The organism is Pseudomonas ulcerans, from assembly GCF_036324125.1.
GTDB classification, from domain to species: domain Bacteria; phylum Pseudomonadota; class Gammaproteobacteria; order Pseudomonadales; family Pseudomonadaceae; genus Aquipseudomonas; species Aquipseudomonas ulcerans.
On sequence record NZ_JAZDQN010000002.1, the window covers coordinates 1 to 20,694 of the forward strand.

Consider the following 20,694-nt stretch of genomic DNA (forward strand, 5'->3'; position numbering starts at 1 on the left):
TCCATGTGAGAGTAGGTCATCGTCAAGATTAAATTCCGAAACCCCTATCTGCTTAAGCAGGTAGGGGTTTTGTCTTTGGCGGTCAAAAAAGCCGAAGTGAGCCTTTGGTCGATTCCCTTTGAATCCCTACCGTATCTACGCCGAATCACTGCCCGCCTGGGTGCTGCTTTCTATGCAATCTCTCCGGGCATGGCTATCATGCCTGCCTCATTGTGTATCGAGATTCGCATGCTGAAGTTGTTAACGCTCCTCAAGGATGGTCGATTTCATTCCGGCGAAGCCCTAGGTATAGCGCTGGGTGTAAGTCGCAGTGCTGTCTGGAAGCAATTGCAGCTCCTTGAGTCGGAACTGGATCTGGCGGTGTATAAGGTTCGCGGTCGAGGGTATCGACTGGCGGCGCCCTTGATGCTGCTCGACGCAAGCAGGATCGACCTGATGGCTGGCAACGGCTCGTGGCCTACGTTTATCCACGACGAAGTCGACTCCACCAATGCCGAAGCGTTGCGCTTGATCGCCAGTGGGCAGGTTGCGCCGTTCCTGGTGCTGGCCGAACGGCAGAGCGCGGGGCGGGGACGTCGTGGTCGTGCCTGGTTGAGTCCGTTTGCCCAGAATCTCTATTACAGCCTCGTGCTGCGCGTGGAGGGGGGGATGCGCCAGCTTGAGGGGCTGAGCCTGGTGGTGGGGCTGGCAGTAAGGCAGACTTTGCTTTCCCTTGGTGTCGCCTCGGCGGGATTGAAGTGGCCGAACGATGTGCTTGTGGGTAACCGCAAGGTCGCCGGTATTCTCCTGGAGTTGGTCGGCGACCCGGCAGATGTCTGTCATGTCGTCCTTGGCATTGGCATCAACGTCAATATGCAGGAGGCCGAGATTGATCAGGCCTGGACCTCGCTGCGTCTCGAAAGTGGGCAGTTGGTTGATCGCAATCAGCTTGCAGCCCTGCTCGGCGATAACCTGCGGGATTATTTGGTTCGCCACCGCGAGCATGGGTTCTCCGCTCTGCAGGAGGAGTGGGAGCAGGCGCATCTATGGCAAGGTCGTTCGGTCTCTCTGATCGCCGGTTCCACGAGCATCGATGGCACGGTTTTGGGTGTCGACCATCAGGGGGCGCTGCGCCTGGATGTGAATGGTGTGGAAAAGAGTTTCAGTGGGGGAGAGCTCAGCTTGAGGTTACGCAATGATTCTTGAGCTCGATTGCGGAAACAGTTTCATCAAGTGGCGGATCATTCGTCGTGCGGATGCCGCGGTCTTGGCTGGTGGTGTGGTCGATTCGGATAAGGCGCTGCTTCTGGCGATCGAGGCGACTGGTATGGCTCCAGGTTTCTGTCGCCTGGTGAGTGTGCGCAGCGAGGAAGAAACCAGCGTGCTGGTGGAATCCCTGGTGTCTGCATTCGCGCTTGAGGTGAGGAGGGCCGGGCCCGCGCGCGAGCTCGCAGGTGTTCGCAACGGCTATGAGGACTTCGAGCGTCTGGGTCTCGACCGTTGGTTGGCTCTCCTGGGGGGCTATCACCTGGTCAAGCGCGCTTGCGTGGTGATTGACCTGGGTACTGCGGTGACCTCCGACTTCGTGAATGCGAGTGGCGAGCATCTCGGGGGCTTTATCTGCCCGGGAATGCCGCTGATGCGCAATCAATTGCGCACTCATACGCGGCGTATTCGCTATGACGACGCTTCGGCAGAGCAAGCTCTGTCCAGTCTTGCGCCCGGCAGGATGACGGTCGAGGCAGTGGAGCGGGGTTGTATGCTGATGCTGCAGGGGTTCGTCCTGACCCAGATCGAGCAAGCGCGCGCTCTCTGGGGGGAAGAGTTCACCTTGTTTATCACCGGGGGGGATGCGCCACTGGTGAATCAGGCGGTGCCATCGGCTCAGGTGGTTCCTGACCTGGTATTCGTTGGCCTTGCTATCGCTTGTCCATTGGACTGAGGTGCGTATGCGTTGGTTGTTTCTTCTGCTGCTGGTCCTGAATGCCTTTTATTACGTCTGGCACCAGCAGGAAGCTCCACTCAAGGCCAAGGAGGTCGAGTCGCTTTCTCTCTATAAGGGAAGTCAGCAGGAAATCCAGCTGTTGAGCGAGGCCAAGCAGGCGAAACCCGAGAGAGATTGTCTGTACCTGGGGGGATTGGCCACGCCAGAAGTGCTCGAAGCGCTGCGTCAGCGTTTGATTACCCTGGATATTGCTTCCAGGAAGGTTGTTGGCAAGGTGGTGGACAGCCCTGGTTGGTGGCTGCAGATCCGCCCGGAAAGCCGGCGTTTGCTGGATGAAACCCTGGTCGGTAGTCTTTCCCGTGATTTCAATGACTTAAAGAGTAAAATAATGCAGTGCGAGGGTATTGCAACTGTCGAATAGTTTGCATAGAATGGCGCCCGCTTCACAGGGATAACCACTAAGTGGCTGAACTGAGAAGCTGCTGTCAACGAAGCTAACATCAAGATTTTAAAGAGAAAAAGCTTGACAGCAGGACGGCAAGGGTAGAGAATGCCGACCAAGCTCAGGAGGGGTTCCCGAGCGGCCAAAGGGATCAGACTGTAAATCTGACGTCTACGACTTCGAAGGTTCGAATCCTTCCCCCTCCACCAGTTTAGCGAGAGCTGCAAGCTCCGCGGGTATAGTTTAGTGGTAGAACCTCAGCCTTCCAAGCTGATGATGCGGGTTCGATTCCCGCTACCCGCTCCAGATTGCAGCTGTTGCAAAAAGTGTTTAGCTCTTGTAGCTCAGTTGGTAGAGCACACCCTTGGTAAGGGTGAGGTCAGCGGTTCAAATCCGCTCAAGAGCTCCATATGACAAGGCAGATATGAAAGTATCTGCCTTTGTTTTAATGGTTGGTATCGCAGCTAAATTCTTCTGTTGGAGGATGGTATCGATGGCTAAGGAAAAGTTTGAGCGTAACAAGCCGCACGTTAACGTCGGTACCATTGGTCATGTTGACCATGGCAAGACTACGTTGACCGCAGCGCTGACTCGCGTTTGCTCCGAGGTTTTCGGTTCCGCCGTCGTTGCTTTCGACAAGATCGACTCGGCTCCAGAAGAGAAGGCTCGTGGTATCACCATCAACACCGCTCACGTGGAGTACGACTCGAACGTACGTCACTACGCGCACGTTGACTGCCCAGGCCACGCCGACTACGTCAAGAACATGATCACCGGTGCTGCCCAGATGGACGGCGCGATCCTGGTTTGCTCGGCCGCCGATGGTCCGATGCCACAAACCCGTGAGCACATCCTGCTGTCCCGTCAGGTAGGCGTACCGTACATCGTTGTCTTCCTGAACAAGGCTGACATGGTTGACGACGCTGAGCTGCTGGAACTGGTCGAGATGGAAGTTCGCGACCTGCTGAGCACCTACGACTTCCCAGGCGACGACACCCCGATCATCATCGGTTCGGCGCTGATGGCTCTGAACGGCCAGGACGACAACGAGCTGGGTACCAGCGCTGTCAAGAAACTGGTTGAAACTCTGGATACCTACATCCCAGAGCCAGAGCGTGCTATCGACAAGCCGTTCCTGATGCCAATCGAAGACGTGTTCTCGATCTCCGGCCGTGGTACCGTTGTTACTGGTCGCGTTGAGCGTGGCATCGTCCGCATCCAGGAAGAAGTCGAGATCGTTGGTCTGCGTGACACCACCAAGACCACCTGCACCGGCGTTGAGATGTTCCGCAAGCTGCTGGACGAAGGCCGTGCTGGCGAGAACTGCGGCGTTCTGCTGCGTGGCACCAAGCGTGACGACGTTGAGCGTGGTCAGGTTCTGGCCAAGCCAGGTTCGGTCAAGCCGCACACCAAGTTCACCGCAGAAGTCTACGTTCTGAGCAAGGAAGAAGGCGGTCGTCACACTCCGTTCTTCAAAGGCTACCGTCCACAGTTCTACTTCCGTACCACTGACGTGACCGGTAACTGCGAACTGCCGGAAGGCGTGGAAATGGTTATGCCAGGCGATAACATTCAGATGACTGTTACCCTGATCAAAACCATCGCGATGGAAGAAGGTCTGCGTTTCGCCATTCGTGAAGGCGGTCGTACCGTCGGCGCCGGCGTCGTAGCCAAGATTATCGAATAAGTAGTTGATTTATCTCTATCAGGCCGGTATATTGGTCGGCCTGATTAAGCTTTTAGGTCAGTAGCTCAATTGGCAGAGCGACGGTCTCCAAAACCGTAGGTTGGGGGTTCGATTCCCTCCTGACCTGCCAGATTCTCTCGTGTATCTGGCTTTCTTTTCACAGGATCCTTCTGTATGACTTCCAAGTCTGAAGCCCAAGACTCTCGTTTTGATCTGCTCAAGTGGCTTGCTGTTGTTGCTTTGGTGGTTGTAGGGGTTGTTGGTAACCAGTATTACTCTGCGTCGCCAATCCTGTATCGCGTGATCGTCCTCCTCGTTCTGGCTGCTGCTGCTGCATTTGTTGCGCTGCAGACGGTCAAGGGGCGGTCGTTCTTTGCGTTGGCTAAGGAAGCTCGCACCGAGATTCGTAAGGTCGTATGGCCAACCCGCCAGGAGACTACCCAGACCACGCTGATCGTTGTGGTTGTGGTGTTGGTCATGGCGCTGCTGTTGTGGGGGCTCGACTCCCTGCTCGGCTGGTTGATTTCCTTGATTGTTGGCTAAGGGTGTCCTGTGGCTAAGCGTTGGTATGTTGTGCATGCTTACTCGGGTTACGAGAAGCATGTAATGCGCTCGCTGATCGAGCGCGTGAAGCTGGCAGGCATGGAAGACGGCTTCGGCGAAATTCTGGTTCCCACTGAAGAAGTGGTTGAGATGCGTAACGGCCAGAAGCGCAAAAGCGAGCGCAAGTTCTTTCCGGGCTATGTGCTGGTTCAGATGGAAATGAACGAAGGGACTTGGCACTTGGTCAAGGATACCCCTCGTGTGATGGGTTTCATCGGCGGTACGGCAGACAAGCCTGCTCCGATCACAGACAAGGAAGCTGACGCTATCCTGCGTCGTGTCGCTGATGGCAGCGACAAGCCGAAGCCGAAGACCCTGTTCGAGCCGGGTGAAGTGGTTCGTGTTATCGATGGTCCATTTGCTGATTTCAATGGCACTGTCGAAGAGGTTAATTACGAGAAGAGCCGTCTGCAGGTTGCAGTGCTCATTTTCGGTCGCTCTACTCCGGTAGAGCTCGAGTTCAGCCAGGTCGAAAAGGTCTAGTTGAGCGAAGCATCCCACACCCCGCAGCCTTGCGCTGCGGGGTTTTTTCGTCACCGGGATAAAACGCAAGTAAACCGGGGAGCCGCCAGGCGATCGTACCCGATATTGGAGTAGCTCATGGCTAAGAAGATTCAGGCTTACATCAAGCTGCAAGTTAAGGCCGGCCAGGCCAACCCAAGCCCACCCGTTGGTCCAGCACTGGGTCAACACGGTGTGAACATCATGGAATTCTGCAAGGCCTTCAACGCCCGTACCCAGGGTCAAGAGCCAGGTCTGCCGACTCCTGTGATCATCACTGTCTACAGTGACCGCAGCTTCACTTTCGAAACCAAAAGCACCCCTGCTTCGGTTCTGCTGAAAAAGGCCGCCGGCCTGGCCAGCGGTTCGGCTCGCCCGAACACCGTTAAAGTCGGTACTGTGACCCGTGCTCAGCTGGAAGAGATCGCCAAGACCAAGTCTGCCGACCTGACCGCTGCTGACCTGGATGCAGCCGTGCGTACCATCGCCGGTTCTGCTCGCAGCATGGGCCTCAACGTGGAGGGTGTGTAATGGCTAAGCTGACCAAGCGCCAAAAGGCCATCGCTTCCAAGCTGGAAGCTGGCAAAGTTTACAACTTCGAAGAAGCAGCAACCCTGCTGGCTGAACTGTCCGCCGTGAAGTTCACCGAGTCTTTCGACGTTGCCGTCAACCTCGGCGTTGATCCGCGTAAATCCGACCAGGTCGTTCGTAGCGCTACCGTGCTGCCACACGGCACTGGCAAGACCGTACGTGTTGCCGTCTTCACCCAGGGCCCTGCTGCTGAAGCCGCTCTGGCTGCCGGCGCTGACCGTGTAGGTATGGACGATCTGGCTGCCGAAATGAAAGGCGGCGACCTGAACTACGACGTCGTCATCGCTTCCCCGGATGCCATGCGCGTTGTAGGTCAACTGGGTCAGGTTCTGGGTCCTCGCGGCCTGATGCCTAACCCGAAAGTCGGTACCGTAACCCCGGACGTCGCGGGTGCTGTCAAGAACGCCAAGGCTGGTCAGGTTCGCTACCGCACCGACAAGAACGGTATCATCCATACCTCCGTTGGCAAGGTCGGCTTCGAAGCCGTCAAGCTGAAGGAAAACGTTGAAGCCCTGATTGCCGACCTGAAGCGTATCAAGCCGGCTTCCTCGAAAGGCATCTACGTCAAGCGCGTTACCCTGAGCACCACCATGGGCCCAGGTCTGGTCATCGACCAGAGCTCGCTGAACGCTTAAGAAAACGTTGGGGTGAGCGATCACCCCCTCGTTGAAAAAATTGGGGTCCCTGCCTGGCGGGGGCTATCCAAGACCGTAGGCGGCGCAAGCCTTAAACCTCCAGCCTACGCAGATGGTGCTCCCGATTCGTTACCGAATCAGACACCAAAACGACATCCGGCTCCGGTTGGATGCAACGGTAAAAACCAGGAGTAAACCCGTGGCAATTAAACTCGAAGACAAGAAGGCCATCGTCGCTGAAGTCAACGAGGCTGCCAAAGTCGCTCTGTCCGCTGTCGTGGCTGATGCCCGTGGTGTGACTGTAGGCGCAATGACCGGACTCCGTAAAGAGGCCCGCGAAGCTGGCGTTTACGTGCGTGTCGTACGTAACACCCTGCTCAAGCGCGCTGTTGAAGGTACCGAATTCTCGGTCCTGAACGACGCGTTCAAAGGCCCGACCCTGATTGCTTTCTCCAACGAACACCCGGGCGCTGCTGCTCGTCTGTTCAAAGAGTTCGCCAAGGGTCAGGACAAGTTCGAGATCAAGGCAGCTGCGTTCGACGGCAAGTTCCTTGCCGCTAACCAGATCGACGTGCTGGCAACCCTGCCAACTCGCGACGAGGCTATCGCACAGCTGATGAGCGTAATCCAAGGTGCAACCAGCAAACTGGCTCGTACCCTGGCAGCGCTGCGCGACCAGAAAGAAGCCGCTGCTGCCTGATAAGGCCGCGTAGTCTCTTTCGAAATCAAACGTTTAATTTGATGGCCGCGTAGGCTATCCCCCAATACAGGAATTCATAGTCATGTCTCTGACTAACGAGCAAATCATCGAAGCGATCGGCCAGAAAACCGTTCTGGAAATCGTTGAACTGATCAAAGCGATGGAAGAAACCTTCGGCGTTACCGCTGCTGCCGCTGTTGCCGCTGGCCCAGCTGCCGCTGCTGCCGCTGTTGAAGAGCAAACCGAGTTCAACGTTATTCTGACCGCCGCTGGCGACAAGAAAGTCAACGTGATCAAGGCTGTTCGTGAAATGACCGGCCTGGGCCTGAAGGAAGCCAAAGAGAAAGTCGACGGCGCTCCTCAAACCCTGCTGGAAGGCGTTTCGAAAGAAGCCGCTGAAGACGCGAAGAAGAAGCTGGAAGAAGCAGGCGCTCAAGTCGAAGTCAAGTAATTTCGACCTTGCGACTCCAGCCCGAGCGTTAAGCAAACGGCTGAGGCTGGTGGCTATGGCCACCGGCCTTTTTCCGTTATTGGTAGTCGACCGGTTCGATGCCAGTGACGAGCGGTATCCACCACGAACGGTGGCGCAAACCAAGGGGTTTGCACGATTTTCTGGCTGCTCCCGCCGGGAGGAGCCAAACAAGCAGGTGACCAAGCTGGGGAACGCTGATGGCTTACTCATACACTGAGAAAAAACGTATCCGCAAGGACTTTAGCAAGTTGCCGGACGTCATGGATGTGCCTTACCTCCTGGCCATCCAGCTGGATTCGTATCGTGAATTCCTGCAGGCGGGAGCGACCAAGGATCAGTTCCGCGACGTCGGCCTGCATGCGGCCTTCAAATCGGTTTTCCCGATCATCAGCTACTCCGGCAATGCTGCCCTGGAGTACGTTGGCTATCGTCTGGGCGAGCCGGCGTTTGATGTCAAAGAATGCGTGCTGCGTGGCGTGACCTATGCCGTTCCGCTGCGGGTAAAAGTGCGCCTGATCATTTTCGACAAAGAATCGTCGAACAAAGCGATCAAGGACATCAAAGAGCAAGAAGTCTACATGGGTGAAATCCCCCTGATGACTGAAAACGGTACCTTCGTAATCAACGGTACCGAACGTGTGATCGTTTCCCAGTTGCACCGCTCGCCAGGTGTGTTCTTCGACCACGACCGTGGCAAGACCCACAGCTCCGGCAAACTGCTGTACTCGGCACGTATCATTCCTTACCGCGGTTCGTGGCTGGACTTCGAGTTCGACCCGAAAGACTGCGTGTTCGTCCGTATCGACCGTCGCCGCAAACTGCCGGCATCGGTTCTGCTGCGCGCGCTGGGCTACAGCACCGAAGAGGTTCTGAACGCCTTCTACACCACCAACGTCTTCCACCTGGGCGACCAGAAGCTGAGCCTGGAACTGGTTCCTCAGCGCCTGCGTGGTGAAGTTGCAGTGATGGACATCCAGGACGAGACCGGCAAGGTCATCGTCGAGCAGGGTCGTCGTATCACTGCGCGTCACATCAACCAGATCGAAAAAGCTGGCGTCAAGCAGTTGGACGTTCCGATGGAGTACGTCCTGGGTCGCACCACTGCCAAGGCCATCGTGCACCCGGCTACCGGCGAGATCCTGGCTGAATGCAACACCGAGCTGACCACCGATCTGCTGATCAAGATCGCCAAGGCTCAGGTAGTCCGCATCGAGACCCTGTACACCAACGACATCGATTGCGGTCCGTTCATCTCGGATACCCTGAAGATCGACTCCACCAGCAACCAACTGGAAGCGCTGGTCGAGATCTACCGGATGATGCGTCCTGGCGAGCCGCCAACCAAGGATGCCGCCGAAACCCTGTTCAACAACCTGTTCTTCAGCGCCGAGCGTTACGACCTGTCCGCCGTCGGCCGCATGAAGTTCAACCGTCGTATCGGTCGTACCGAGATCGAAGGTTCGGGCGTGCTGAGCAAGGAAGATATCGTCGAGGTCCTGAAGACCCTGGTCGACATCCGTAACGGCAAAGGCATCGTCGACGACATCGACCACCTGGGTAACCGTCGCGTCCGTTGCGTCGGCGAGATGGCCGAGAACCAGTTCCGCGTTGGCCTGGTGCGTGTAGAGCGCGCGGTCAAGGAACGTCTGTCGATGGCCGAGAGCGAAGGCCTGATGCCGCAGGACCTGATCAACGCCAAGCCGGTAGCGGCGGCGGTGAAGGAGTTCTTCGGCTCCAGCCAGCTCTCGCAGTTCATGGACCAGAACAACCCGCTCTCCGAGATCACCCACAAGCGCCGTGTCTCCGCACTTGGCCCAGGTGGTCTGACCCGTGAGCGTGCAGGCTTCGAAGTCCGTGACGTACACCCGACCCACTACGGTCGCGTCTGCCCGATCGAGACCCCTGAAGGTCCGAACATCGGTCTGATCAACTCCCTGGCGGCCTATGCCCGCACCAACCAGTACGGCTTCCTGGAAAGCCCGTACCGCGTGGTGAAAGAGGGTGTGGTCACCGACGACATCGTGTTCCTGTCTGCGATCGAAGAAGCGGATCACGTCATTGCACAGGCTTCGGCCGCAATGAACGAGAAAAAGCAGCTGATCGACGAGCTGGTTGCTGTTCGTCACCTGAACGAGTTCACCGTCAAGGCGCCGGAAGACGTGACCCTGATGGACGTTTCGCCGAAGCAGGTAGTTTCGGTCGCAGCGTCGCTGATCCCGTTCCTCGAGCACGACGACGCCAACCGTGCGTTGATGGGTTCGAACATGCAGCGTCAGGCTGTACCGACCCTGCGCGCCGACAAGCCGCTGGTAGGTACCGGCATGGAGCGCAACGTTGCCCGTGACTCCGGCGTCTGCGTCGTGGCTCGTCGTGGTGGCGTGATCGACTCCGTCGATGCCAGCCGTATCGTCGTTCGCGTAGCCGATGACGAAGTCGAGACCGGTGAAGCTGGTGTCGACATCTACAACCTGACCAAGTACACCCGCTCCAACCAGAACACCTGCATCAACCAGCGTCCGCTGGTGAACAAGGGTGATGTGGTCCAGCGTGGTGACATCATGGCCGACGGCCCGTCCACCGACATGGGTGAGCTGGCGCTGGGTCAGAACATGCGCATCGCGTTCATGGCGTGGAACGGCTTCAACTTCGAAGACTCCATCTGCCTGTCCGAGCGCGTGGTTCAGGAAGACCGCTTCACCACGATCCACATCCAGGAACTGACCTGTGTGGCTCGTGATACCAAGCTTGGCCCAGAAGAAATCACTGCGGACATCCCGAACGTGGGTGAGGCTGCGCTGAACAAGCTGGACGAAGCCGGTATCGTCTACGTAGGTGCCGAAGTCGGCGCCGGCGACATCCTGGTCGGCAAGGTCACGCCAAAAGGCGAAACCCAGCTGACTCCGGAAGAAAAACTGCTGCGCGCGATCTTCGGTGAGAAAGCCAGCGACGTGAAGGACACCTCCCTGCGCGTGCCGACCGGCACCAAGGGTACTGTCATCGACGTGCAGGTCTTCACTCGTGATGGCGTCGAGCGCGACAGCCGTGCGCTGTCCATCGAGAAGATGCAGCTGGACGAGATCCGCAAGGACCTCAACGAAGAGTTCCGCATCGTCGAAGGCGCGACCTTCGAGCGTCTGCGTTCGGCTCTGAACGGCCAGGTGGTCGACGGTGGCGCGGGCCTGAAGAAAGGCACCGTGATCAGCGACGAAGTCCTGAACGGTCTGGAGCATGGCCAGTGGTTCAAACTGCGTATGGCCGAAGATGCACTGAACGAGCAGCTGGAAAAGGCTCAGCAGTACATCGTCGATCGCCGCCGTCTGCTGGACGACAAGTTCGAAGACAAGAAGCGCAAGCTGCAGCAGGGCGATGACCTGGCACCGGGCGTTCTGAAGATCGTCAAGGTCTACCTGGCAATCCGTCGTCGCATCCAGCCAGGCGACAAGATGGCCGGTCGTCACGGTAACAAGGGTGTGGTCTCGGTAATCATGCCGGTCGAAGACATGCCGCATGACGCCAACGGTACTCCGGTCGACGTCGTACTGAACCCGCTGGGCGTACCGTCGCGTATGAACGTCGGTCAGATCCTCGAAACCCACCTGGGCCTGGCGGCCAAGGGCCTGGGCGAGAAGATCAACCGCATGCTCGAAGAGCAGCGCAAGGCCGCGGAACTGCGTGGTTTCCTGACCGAGGTCTACAACGAGATCGGCGGGCGCCAGGAGAACCTGGAGTCGTTCACCGACCAGGAGATCTTCGAGCTGGCGAACAACCTGAAGAAGGGCGTGCCGATGGCTACCCCGGTCTTCGACGGTGCCAAAGAGCGCGAAATCAAGGCCATGCTGAAACTGGCAGACATGCCGGAAAGCGGCCAGATGGAGCTGTTCGACGGTCGTACCGGCAACAAGTTCGAGCGTCCAGTGACCGTTGGTTACATGTACATGCTCAAGCTGAACCACTTGGTGGACGACAAGATGCACGCGCGTTCCACTGGTTCTTACAGCCTGGTTACCCAGCAGCCGCTGGGTGGTAAGGCGCAGTTCGGTGGTCAGCGTTTCGGGGAGATGGAAGTGTGGGCGCTGGAAGCATACGGCGCGGCATACACCCTGCAAGAAATGCTCACAGTGAAGTCGGACGACGTGAACGGCCGTACCAAGATGTACAAGAACATCGTGGACGGCGATCACCGTATGGAGCCGGGCATGCCCGAGTCCTTCAACGTGTTGATCAAAGAGATCCGTTCGCTCGGTATCGATATCGATCTGGAAACCGAATAACACGTGACGCGAATCGGGAGCGCGGCTGAAGCAGCGCGCTCCCTGCTCCGCCAGGAGGAAAGGCCTTGAAAGACCTACTGAATTTGCTGAAAAACCAGGGTCAAGTCGAAGAGTTCGACGCCATCCGTATCGGACTGGCCTCGCCTGAGATGATCCGTTCGTGGTCGTTCGGTGAAGTAAAAAAGCCGGAAACCATCAACTACCGTACGTTCAAGCCCGAGCGTGACGGCCTGTTCTGCGCCAAGATCTTTGGCCCAGTCAAGGACTACGAGTGCCTGTGCGGCAAGTACAAGCGCCTGAAGCACCGTGGCGTGATCTGCGAGAAGTGCGGCGTTGAAGTCGCCCTGGCCAAGGTTCGTCGTGAGCGCATGGCGCACATCGAGCTGGCTTCGCCGGTTGCCCACATCTGGTTCCTGAAGTCCCTGCCGTCCCGTATCGGCCTGCTGATGGACATGACCCTGCGTGATATCGAGCGCGTTCTCTACTTCGAGAGCTATGTCGTTATCGACCCGGGCATGACCACCCTGGAAAAAGGCCAGTTGCTGAACGACGAGCAGTACTTCGAAGCGCTGGAAGAGTTCGGTGACGACTTCGACGCCCGCATGGGGGCCGAGGCTGTCCGCGAGCTGCTGCACGCTATCGACCTGGAGCACGAGATCGGCCGCCTGCGCGAGGAAATCCCGCAGACCAACTCGGAAACCAAGATCAAGAAGCTGTCCAAGCGTCTGAAACTGATGGAGGCCTTCCAGGGTTCGGGCAACCTGCCTGAGTGGATGGTCCTGACCGTTCTGCCGGTTCTGCCGCCAGACCTGCGTCCATTGGTTCCGCTGGATGGCGGTCGCTTCGCGACTTCCGACCTGAACGACCTGTATCGTCGGGTGATCAACCGTAACAACCGTCTGAAGCGCCTGCTCGACCTGTCCGCTCCGGACATCATCGTGCGCAACGAAAAGCGCATGCTGCAGGAAGCCGTCGACGCCCTGCTCGACAACGGTCGCCGTGGTCGTGCAATTACCGGTTCGAACAAGCGTCCTCTGAAATCCCTGGCCGACATGATCAAGGGTAAACAGGGTCGTTTCCGTCAGAACTTGCTCGGTAAGCGTGTTGACTACTCCGGTCGTTCGGTAATTACCGTAGGTCCGACCCTGCGTCTGCACCAGTGCGGTCTGCCGAAGAAGATGGCTCTCGAGCTGTTCAAACCGTTCATTTTCGGCAAGCTGGAAATGCGTGGTCTGGCGACCACCATCAAGGCTGCCAAGAAGATGGTCGAGCGCGAGCTGCCAGAGGTGTGGGACGTTCTCGCCGAAGTGATTCGCGAACACCCCGTACTGCTCAACCGTGCACCGACCCTCCACCGTCTGGGCATCCAGGCGTTCGAGCCGGTGCTGATCGAAGGCAAGGCAATCCAGCTGCACCCGCTGGTCTGCGCCGCGTACAACGCCGACTTCGACGGTGACCAGATGGCCGTTCACGTGCCGCTGACGCTGGAAGCCCAGCTGGAAGCGCGTGCGCTGATGATGTCGACCAACAACATCCTGTCGCCAGCCAACGGTGAGCCGATCATCGTTCCGTCGCAGGACGTGGTACTGGGTCTGTACTACATGACCCGTGAAGCCATCAATGCCAAGGGCGAAGGTCGCGTGTTCGCCGACCTGCAGGAAGTCGACCGGGTATTCCGCGCCGGCGAAGCAGCCCTGCACGCGAAGATCAAGGTTCGTATCAACGAAACCGTGAACGATCGTGATGGCAACAGCGTCAAGAACACCCGCATCGTCGACACTACCGTCGGCCGTGCGCTGCTGTTCCAGGTAGTGCCGGCCGGCCTGTCGTACGACGTGGTCAACCAGCCTATGAAGAAGAAGGCGATCTCCAAGCTGATCAACCAGTGCTACCGCGTGGTTGGTCTGAAAGAGACAGTGATCTTCGCTGACCAGCTGATGTACACCGGTTTTGCCTACTCGACCATTTCCGGCGTTTCGATCGGTGTCAACGACTTCGTTATCCCGGACGAGAAAGCCCGCATCATCGGTACTGCTACCGATGAAGTGAAGGAAATCGAGAGCCAGTACGCCTCCGGCCTGGTAACCCAGGGCGAGAAGTACAACAAGGTCATCGACTTGTGGTCCAAGGCGAACGACGAAGTGTCCAAGGCGATGATGGCCAACCTCTCGAAAGAGAAGGTCATCGACCGCAATGGCGACGAAGTCGAGCAGGAGTCCTTCAACTCGATGTACATGATGGCTGACTCCGGTGCCCGGGGTTCGGCTGCCCAGATTCGTCAGCTGGCCGGTATGCGTGGCCTGATGGCGAAGCCGGACGGCTCCATCATCGAGACACCGATCACCGCGAACTTCCGTGAAGGTCTGAGCGTACTCCAGTACTTCATCTCGACCCACGGTGCTCGTAAAGGTCTGGCGGATACCGCGTTGAAAACCGCGAACTCCGGTTACCTGACCCGTCGTCTGGTAGACGTTGCGCAAGACCTGGTCGTGACCGAGATCGACTGCGGTACCGAGCAAGGCCTGCTGATGACTCCGCACATCGAAGGCGGCGACGTTGTAGAACCACTGGGTGAGCGTGTTCTGGGTCGTGTGATCGCCCGTGACGTGTTCAAGCCTGGCACCGACGACGTCATCGTTCCGGCCGGTACCCTGGTCGACGAGAAGTGGGTCGAGTTCATCGAGCTGAACAGCATCGACGAAGTGATCGTGCGTTCGCCGATCAGCTGCGAAACCCGCTACGGCATCTGCGCCAAGTGCTACGGTCGTGACCTGGCTCGTGGTCACCAGGTGAACATCGGCGAAGCTGTCGGCGTTATCGCTGCACAGTCGATCGGTGAGCCGGGTACCCAGCTGACCATGCGTACGTTCCACATCGGTGGTGCTGCAAGCCGGACCTCGGCTGCCGACAGCGTCCAGGTGAAGAACGGCGGTATGGTTCGTCTGCACAACCTGAAGCAGGTCGAGCGCGCCGACGGCAACCTGGTCGCGGTATCGCGTTCCGGCGAGCTGGCCATTGCCGACGAATTCGGTCGTGAGCGCGAGCGCTACAAGCTGCCTTACGGTGCGGTGATTTCGGTCAAGGAAGGCGAGAAGGTCGACGCTGGCGCCATCGTCGCCAAGTGGGACCCGCACACTCACCCGATCGTTACCGAAATGAAAGGTACCGTGACCTTCGTGGGCATGGAAGAAGGCATCACCATCAAGCGCCAGACCGACGAACTGACCGGTCTGACCAACATTGAGGTTCTGGACGTCAAGGATCGCCCTGCCGCAGGCAAGGAAATCCGTCCGGCAATCAAGATGGTCGACGCTAACGGCAAGGATCTGCTGCTGCCAGGTACCGACGTACCTGCCCAGTACTTCCTGCCTGCCAACGCCCTCGTCGGTGTGGCTGACGGTGCTCAGATCGGTGTCGGTGACGTTATCGCGCGTATCCCGCAAGAAACGTCGAAGACCCGTGACATCACCGGTGGTCTGCCACGCGTTGCCGACCTGTTCGAAGCGCGTCGTCCGAAGGAAGCGTCGATCCTGGCGGAAGTCAGCGGCACCATCGCCTTCGGCAAGGAAACCAAAGGCAAGCGTCGTCTGGTCATCACTCCGAACGACGGCAGCGATCCGTACGAGGAGCTGATTCCGAAGTGGCGTCACCTGAACGTCTTCGAAGGCGAACAAGTGAACCGCGGCGAAGTTATCTCCGATGGTCCTAGCGATCCGCACGACATCCTGCGTCTGCTGGGTGTGAGCGCGCTGGCCAAGTACATCGTCAACGAGATCCAGGACGTTTACCGCCTGCAAGGCGTGAAGATCAACGACAAGCACATCGAGACCATCCTGCGTCAGATGCTGCGTAAAGTTGAAATCACCGAGTCCGGTGACTCCAGCTTCATCAAGGGCGACCAGATGGAGCTGACCCAGGTGCTGGTCGAAAACGAGCGCCTGGCTGGTGACGACAAGTTCGTGTCGAAGTTCTCGCGCGTACTGCTCGGTATCACCAAGGCCTCGCTGTCCACCGAGTCGTTCATCTCGGCGGCCTCCTTCCAGGAGACCACCCGTGTTCTGACCGAAGCGGCGGTAACCGGCAAGCGCGACTATCTGCGCGGCCTGAAAGAGAACGTGGTCGTGGGTCGCCTGATCCCGGCCGGTACCGGTCTGGCCTACCACAGCGAGCGCAAGCGTCGCCGTGATGCCGACAAGCCGCTGCGCGTAAGTGCCAGTGAGGTGGAAGCCGCACTGACTGAAGCGCTGAACTCCAGCGGCAACTGACAGACTGGGTGAGGCCCCGGCACAACTTCTCCGAAATTCGGCGACATGATTTGTCGCCGATGACCGGGGAGGGCGAGCCGGGGCTTCGTCTTGACTGCGTACAAGATCCTCTTTAGACTCTTGTACCCCTAAATTTGGTAGGGCTCCGTCCTGCCAATTTTTGCTTTTCTTGCAAGACAATAGCGTCGCAAGACAATCAGTGGAGCTAGTAGATGGCAACTATCAACCAGCTGGTACGTCAGCCGCGTAAGCGTATCGTCGAGAAATCCGACGTTCCTGCGCTGCAGAACTGCCCGCAACGTCGTGGCGTGTGCACCCGCGTGTACACCACCACGCCGAAAAAACCTAACTCGGCACTGCGTAAAGTGTGCCGTGTGCGTCTGACCAACGGTTTCGAGGTTTCCTCGTACATCGGTGGTGAAGGCCACAACCTGCAAGAGCACAGCGTCGTCCTGATCCGTGGCGGCCGTGTAAAAGACTTGCCAGGTGTTCGTTACCACACCGTTCGCGGCTCTCTGGATACCTCCGGCGTCAAAGGCCGTAACCAGGGTCGTTCGAAGTACGGTACCAAGCGTCCGAAGTAATCGGTCGTTTGCAGCAGTTCATTCATTTTATTGAGTCGATAAGAGTAAGGTCGGGCGTGAACTCCATGAGTTGGATGTCCCGGGCTAACCTGAAGACCGTTTGAGGGCTTATCAATGCCAAGACGTCGTGTAGCAGCCAAGCGTGAGATCCTGGACGATCCGAAATACGGAAGCCAGATCCTCGCCAAGTTCATGAACCACGTGATGGAAAGCGGCAAGAAGGCCGTAGCCGAGCGCATCGTTTACGGTGCCCTGGATACCGTCAAAGCACGCAAGAACAGCGATCCCCTGGAAATCTTCGAGAAAGCTCTCGACGCCATCGCTCCGCTGGTCGAAGTAAAGTCGCGCCGTGTTGGCGGTGCTACTTACCAGGTCCCTGTTGAAGTTCGTCCATCCCGTCGTAACGCGCTGGCAATGCGCTGGCTGGTAGACTTCGCCCGCAAGCGCGGCGAGAAGTCCATGGCGCTGCGCCTGGCTGGCGAGCTGCTGGATGCCGCTGAAGGCAAAGGTGCTGCAGTCAAGAAGCGTGAAGACGTGCACCGTATGGCTGAAGCCAACAAGGCTTTCTCGCACTATCGCTTCTAATTCAAGCATCAATCTTTTTGCGAGGGCTTTATGGCTCGTACTACAGCAATTAACCGCTACCGTAACATCGGTATCTGTGCTCACGTTGACGCGGGCAAGACTACCACTACCGAGCGGATCCTGTTCTACACAGGTCTGAGCCACAAGATGGGCGAGGTGCACGACGGCGCCGCGACCACCGACTGGATGGTGCAGGAGCAGGAGCGGGGTATCACCATTACCTCCGCTGCCGTTACCACCTTCTGGAAGGGTTCCCGTGGTCAGTACGACAACTACCGCGTAAACGTCATCGATACCCCCGGCCACGTTGACTTCACCATTGAAGTAGAGCGTTCGCTGCGTGTACTCGACGGCGCGGTCGTTGTTTTCTGCGGCACCTCCGGTGTCGAGCCTCAGTCCGAAACCGTATGGCGTCAGGCCAACAAATACGGTGTTCCACGTGTTGTCTACGTGAACAAGATGGACCGTGCCGGCGCCAACTTCCTGCGTGTCGTTGGTCAGATCAAGAACCGCCTGGGTCATACCCCGGTCCCGGTTCAGCTGGCTATCGGTTCGGAAGAGAACTTCCAGGGCCAGGTCGACCTCATCAAGATGAAGGCGATCTACTGGAACGACGACGACAAGGGCACCACCTATCGCGAGGAAGAAATTCCTGCCGATATGCTCGAGCTGGCTGAAGAATGGCGCGCCAACATGGTCGAAGCCGCTGCAGAAGCCAACGAAGAACTGATGAACAAGTACCTTGAAGAAGGTGAGCTGACCGTCGAAGAGATCAAGGCCGGCCTGCGTGCGCGCACCCTGGCTAGCGAGATCGTTCCGGCTGTCTGCGGTTCGTCCTTCAAGAACAAGGGCGTTCCTCTGGTTCTCGATGCCGTTATCGACTACCTGCCTGCTCCGACCGAGATTCCTGCAATCCAGGGCATCCACCCGGACAACGTCGAAGACGAAAACGCAGCGAAAATCGAGCGTCACGCAAGCGACGACGAGCCGTTCTCGGCTCTGGCGTTCAAGATTGCCACCGACCCGTTCGTTGGTACCCTGACCTTCGTTCGCGTCTACTCGGGCTTCCTGAGCTCGGGCGACTCCGTGATCAACTCGGTCAAGGGCAAGAAAGAGCGCGTTGGTCGTATGGTGCAGATGCACGCCAACCAGCGTGAAGAGATCAAAGAAGTTCGCGCGGGCGACATCGCGGCTCTGATCGGCATGAAGGACGTCACCACTGGTGACACCCTGTGTGACGCAGACAAGCCTGTCATCCTCGAGCGCATGGACTTCCCTGAGCCTGTGATTTCGGTTGCCGTAGAGCCGAAAACCAAGCAGGACCAGGAGAAGATGGGTATCGCTCTGGGCAAGCTGGCTCAGGAAGACCCGTCGTTCCGTGTCAAGACCGATGAAGAAACCGGTCAGACCATCATCTCCGGTATGGGTGAGCTGCACCTGGACATCCTCGTTGACCGCATGAAGCGCGAGTTCAACGTCGAGGCCAACATCGGCAAGCCGCAGGTTTCTTACCGCGAGAAGATCACCAAGGACAACGTCGAGATCGAAGGCAAGTTCGTTCGTCAGTCCGGTGGTCGCGGTCAGTTCGGCCATTGCTGGATCCGCTTCTCGCAGCCTGCTGTGGACGAGAAGGGCAACATCACCGAAGGCCTGGAGTTCGTCAACGAGGTTGTAGGTGGTGTGGTTCCTAAGGAATACATCCCGGCGATCCAGAAAGGTATCGAAGAGCAGATGAAGAACGGCGTTGTCGCCGGCTATCCGCTGATCGGCCTGAAGGCAACCGTGTTTGATGGTTCCTACCACGACGTCGACTCCAACGAGATGGCGTTCAAGGTGGCGGCCTCCATGGCGACCAAGCAGCTGGCCCAGAAGGGTGGCGGTGTTGTGCTTGAGCCGATCATGAAGGTTGAAGTGGTAACCCCAGAAGACTACATGGGTGACGTGATGGGTGACCTGAACCGTCGTCGTGGTCTGATCCAGGGTATGGAAGACTCGGTTTCCGGCAAGGTTATCCGTGCTGAAGTTCCGCTGGGAGAGATGTTCGGTTATGCAACCGACGTCCGTTCCATGTCTCAGGGTCGCGCAAGCTACTCCATGGAATTCTCCAAGTACTCCGAAGCTCCGTCGAACATCGTCGAAGCACTCGTTAAAAAACAAGGCTAATCCAGCCCTTTAGGCAAGAGGTTCACTGTCGTGGCTAAAGAAAAATTCGAACGTAACAAACCGCACGTCAACGTTGGCACCATCGGTCACGTTGACCACGGTAAAACCACTCTGACCGCAGCTCTGACTCGCGTTTGCTCGGAAGTCTTCGGTTCCGCCGTCGTTGCTTTCGACAAGATCGACTCGGCTCCAGAAGAGAAGGCTCGTGGTATCACCATCAACACCGCTCACGTGGAGTACGACTCGAACGTACGTCACTACGCGCACGTTGACTGCCCAGGCCACGCCGACTACGTCAAGAACATGATCACCGGTGCTGCCCAGATGGACGGCGCGATCCTGGTTTGCTCGGCCGCCGATGGTCCGATGCCACAAACCCGTGAGCACATCCTGCTGTCCCGTCAGGTAGGCGTACCGTACATCGTTGTCTTCCTGAACAAGGCTGACATGGTTGACGACGCTGAGCTGCTGGAACTGGTCGAGATGGAAGTTCGCGACCTGCTGAGCACCTACGACTTCCCAGGCGACGACACCCCGATCATCATCGGTTCGGCGCTGATGGCTCTGAACGGCCAGGACGACAACGAGCTGGGTACCAGCGCTGTCAAGAAACTGGTTGAAACTCTGGATACCTACATCCCAGAGCCAGAGCGTGCTATCGACAAGCCGTTCCTGATGCCAATCGAAGACGTGTTCTCGATCTCCGGCCGTGGTACCGTTGTTACTGGTCGCGTTGAGCGTGGCATCGTCCGCATCCAGGAAGAAGTCGAGATCGTTGGTCTGCGTGACACCACCAAGACCACCTGCACCGGCGTTGAGATGTTCCGCAAGCTGCTGGACGAAGGCCGTGCTGGCGAGAACTGCGGCGTTCTGCTGCGTGGCACCAAGCGTGACGACGTTGAGCGTGGTCAGGTTCTGGCCAAGCCAGGTTCGGTCAAGCCGCACACCAAGTTCACCGCAGAAGTCTACGTTCTGAGCAAGGAAGAAGGCGGTCGTCACACTCCGTTCTTCAAAGGCTACCGTCCACAGTTCTACTTCCGTACCACTGACGTGACCGGTAACTGCGAACTGCCGGAAGGCGTGGAAATGGTTATGCCAGGCGATAACATTCAGATGACTGTTACCCTGATCAAAACCATCGCGATGGAAGAAGGTCTGCGTTTCGCCATTCGTGAAGGCGGTCGTACCGTCGGCGCCGGCGTCGTAGCCAAAATCATCGAGTAATCTCGATCGGTTGAAAAAGCCCCCGCTCAGCGGGGGCTTTTTTATTG

The 20,694-nt window shown here is 57.8% G+C and carries 16 protein-coding genes and 4 tRNA genes; all 20 read left to right on the forward strand.

Annotated features, from left to right (window positions below; translation table 11 throughout):
* Nucleotides 1-228 precede the first annotated feature (228 nt).
* The 20 genes from birA (at nt 229) to tuf (V0R59_RS01960) (ending at nt 20,647) form a co-directional block, all read left to right on the forward strand.
* Nucleotides 229-1,185 carry a bifunctional biotin--[acetyl-CoA-carboxylase] ligase/biotin operon repressor BirA gene (gene birA / locus V0R59_RS01865; RefSeq protein ID WP_330073308.1) on the forward strand — a complete coding sequence of 319 codons (957 nt, stop codon included), beginning with the start codon at nt 229-231 and terminating at the stop codon, nt 1,183-1,185.
* Nucleotides 1,175-1,921, forward strand: a complete 747-nt coding sequence (locus tag V0R59_RS01870) for a pantothenate kinase (RefSeq protein ID WP_330073307.1) — start codon at nt 1,175-1,177, stop codon at nt 1,919-1,921. Before birA ends, V0R59_RS01870 begins: the two co-directional genes overlap by 11 nt.
* 7 nt (nt 1,922-1,928) lie before the next feature.
* On the forward strand, nt 1,929-2,345 hold the full coding sequence (locus V0R59_RS01875; RefSeq protein ID WP_330073306.1) for a hypothetical protein: 417 nt from the start codon (nt 1,929-1,931) through the stop codon (nt 2,343-2,345).
* 145 nt (nt 2,346-2,490) lie between these two features.
* Nucleotides 2,491-2,575: transfer RNA gene (locus tag V0R59_RS01880), tRNA-Tyr, on the forward strand.
* Between the two features lie 23 nt (nt 2,576-2,598).
* A tRNA-Gly gene (locus tag V0R59_RS01885) sits at nt 2,599-2,672 on the forward strand.
* A 27-nt stretch (nt 2,673-2,699) separates the two neighbouring features.
* Nucleotides 2,700-2,775 (forward strand) — tRNA-Thr (locus V0R59_RS01890).
* An 84-nt stretch (nt 2,776-2,859) separates the two neighbouring features.
* Nucleotides 2,860-4,053 (forward strand): elongation factor Tu, encoded by a 1,194-nt coding sequence (tuf, locus tag V0R59_RS01895; RefSeq protein WP_330073298.1) that lies wholly within the window; start codon nt 2,860-2,862, stop codon nt 4,051-4,053.
* Between the two features lie 54 nt (nt 4,054-4,107).
* Nucleotides 4,108-4,183, forward strand: a tRNA-Trp gene (locus V0R59_RS01900).
* A 44-nt stretch (nt 4,184-4,227) separates the two neighbouring features.
* Nucleotides 4,228-4,596 (forward strand): preprotein translocase subunit SecE, encoded by a 369-nt coding sequence (gene secE, locus V0R59_RS01905; protein WP_330073305.1) that lies wholly within the window; start codon nt 4,228-4,230, stop codon nt 4,594-4,596.
* A gap of 9 nt (nt 4,597-4,605) precedes the next feature.
* Nucleotides 4,606-5,139, forward strand: a complete 534-nt coding sequence (gene nusG / locus V0R59_RS01910) for a transcription termination/antitermination protein NusG (protein ID WP_042123502.1) — start codon at nt 4,606-4,608, stop codon at nt 5,137-5,139.
* A 117-nt stretch (nt 5,140-5,256) separates the two neighbouring features.
* Nucleotides 5,257-5,688: a 50S ribosomal protein L11 gene (gene rplK, locus V0R59_RS01915; RefSeq protein ID WP_330073304.1), complete on the forward strand. Its 432-nt coding sequence runs from the start codon at nt 5,257-5,259 to the stop codon at nt 5,686-5,688.
* On the forward strand, nt 5,688-6,383 hold the full coding sequence (gene rplA / locus V0R59_RS01920) for a 50S ribosomal protein L1 (RefSeq protein WP_330073303.1): 696 nt from the start codon (nt 5,688-5,690) through the stop codon (nt 6,381-6,383). Before rplK ends, rplA begins: the two co-directional genes overlap by 1 nt.
* A gap of 199 nt (nt 6,384-6,582) precedes the next feature.
* On the forward strand, nt 6,583-7,083 hold the full coding sequence (rplJ, locus tag V0R59_RS01925) for a 50S ribosomal protein L10 (protein ID WP_009397369.1): 501 nt from the start codon (nt 6,583-6,585) through the stop codon (nt 7,081-7,083).
* Nucleotides 7,084-7,165: 82 nt separating this feature from the next.
* Nucleotides 7,166-7,534, forward strand: coding sequence for a 50S ribosomal protein L7/L12 (rplL, locus tag V0R59_RS01930; RefSeq protein WP_330073302.1), 369 nt, complete (start codon nt 7,166-7,168; stop codon nt 7,532-7,534).
* 218 nt (nt 7,535-7,752) lie between these two features.
* Nucleotides 7,753-11,826, forward strand: coding sequence for a DNA-directed RNA polymerase subunit beta (gene rpoB, locus V0R59_RS01935; protein WP_330073301.1), 4,074 nt, complete (start codon nt 7,753-7,755; stop codon nt 11,824-11,826).
* Between the two features lie 65 nt (nt 11,827-11,891).
* The gene (rpoC, locus tag V0R59_RS01940; RefSeq protein WP_330073300.1) at nt 11,892-16,091 is read left to right on the forward strand and encodes a DNA-directed RNA polymerase subunit beta'; all 4,200 of its coding nucleotides are present in this window, start codon (nt 11,892-11,894) and stop codon (nt 16,089-16,091) included.
* A 212-nt stretch (nt 16,092-16,303) separates the two neighbouring features.
* Complete coding sequence (gene rpsL / locus V0R59_RS01945; RefSeq protein WP_003186084.1) at nt 16,304-16,675, forward strand: 30S ribosomal protein S12; 372 nt, start codon at nt 16,304-16,306, stop codon at nt 16,673-16,675.
* 114 nt (nt 16,676-16,789) lie between these two features.
* Nucleotides 16,790-17,260, forward strand: coding sequence for a 30S ribosomal protein S7 (rpsG, locus tag V0R59_RS01950; RefSeq protein ID WP_009397350.1), 471 nt, complete (start codon nt 16,790-16,792; stop codon nt 17,258-17,260).
* Between the two features lie 30 nt (nt 17,261-17,290).
* The gene (fusA, locus tag V0R59_RS01955; RefSeq protein WP_330073299.1) at nt 17,291-19,423 is read left to right on the forward strand and encodes an elongation factor G; all 2,133 of its coding nucleotides are present in this window, start codon (nt 17,291-17,293) and stop codon (nt 19,421-19,423) included.
* 30 nt (nt 19,424-19,453) lie between these two features.
* Entirely contained in the window at nt 19,454-20,647 is a 1,194-nt protein-coding gene (gene tuf, locus V0R59_RS01960; RefSeq protein ID WP_330073298.1) for an elongation factor Tu, read from the forward strand.
* Nucleotides 20,648-20,694 lie beyond the last annotated feature (47 nt).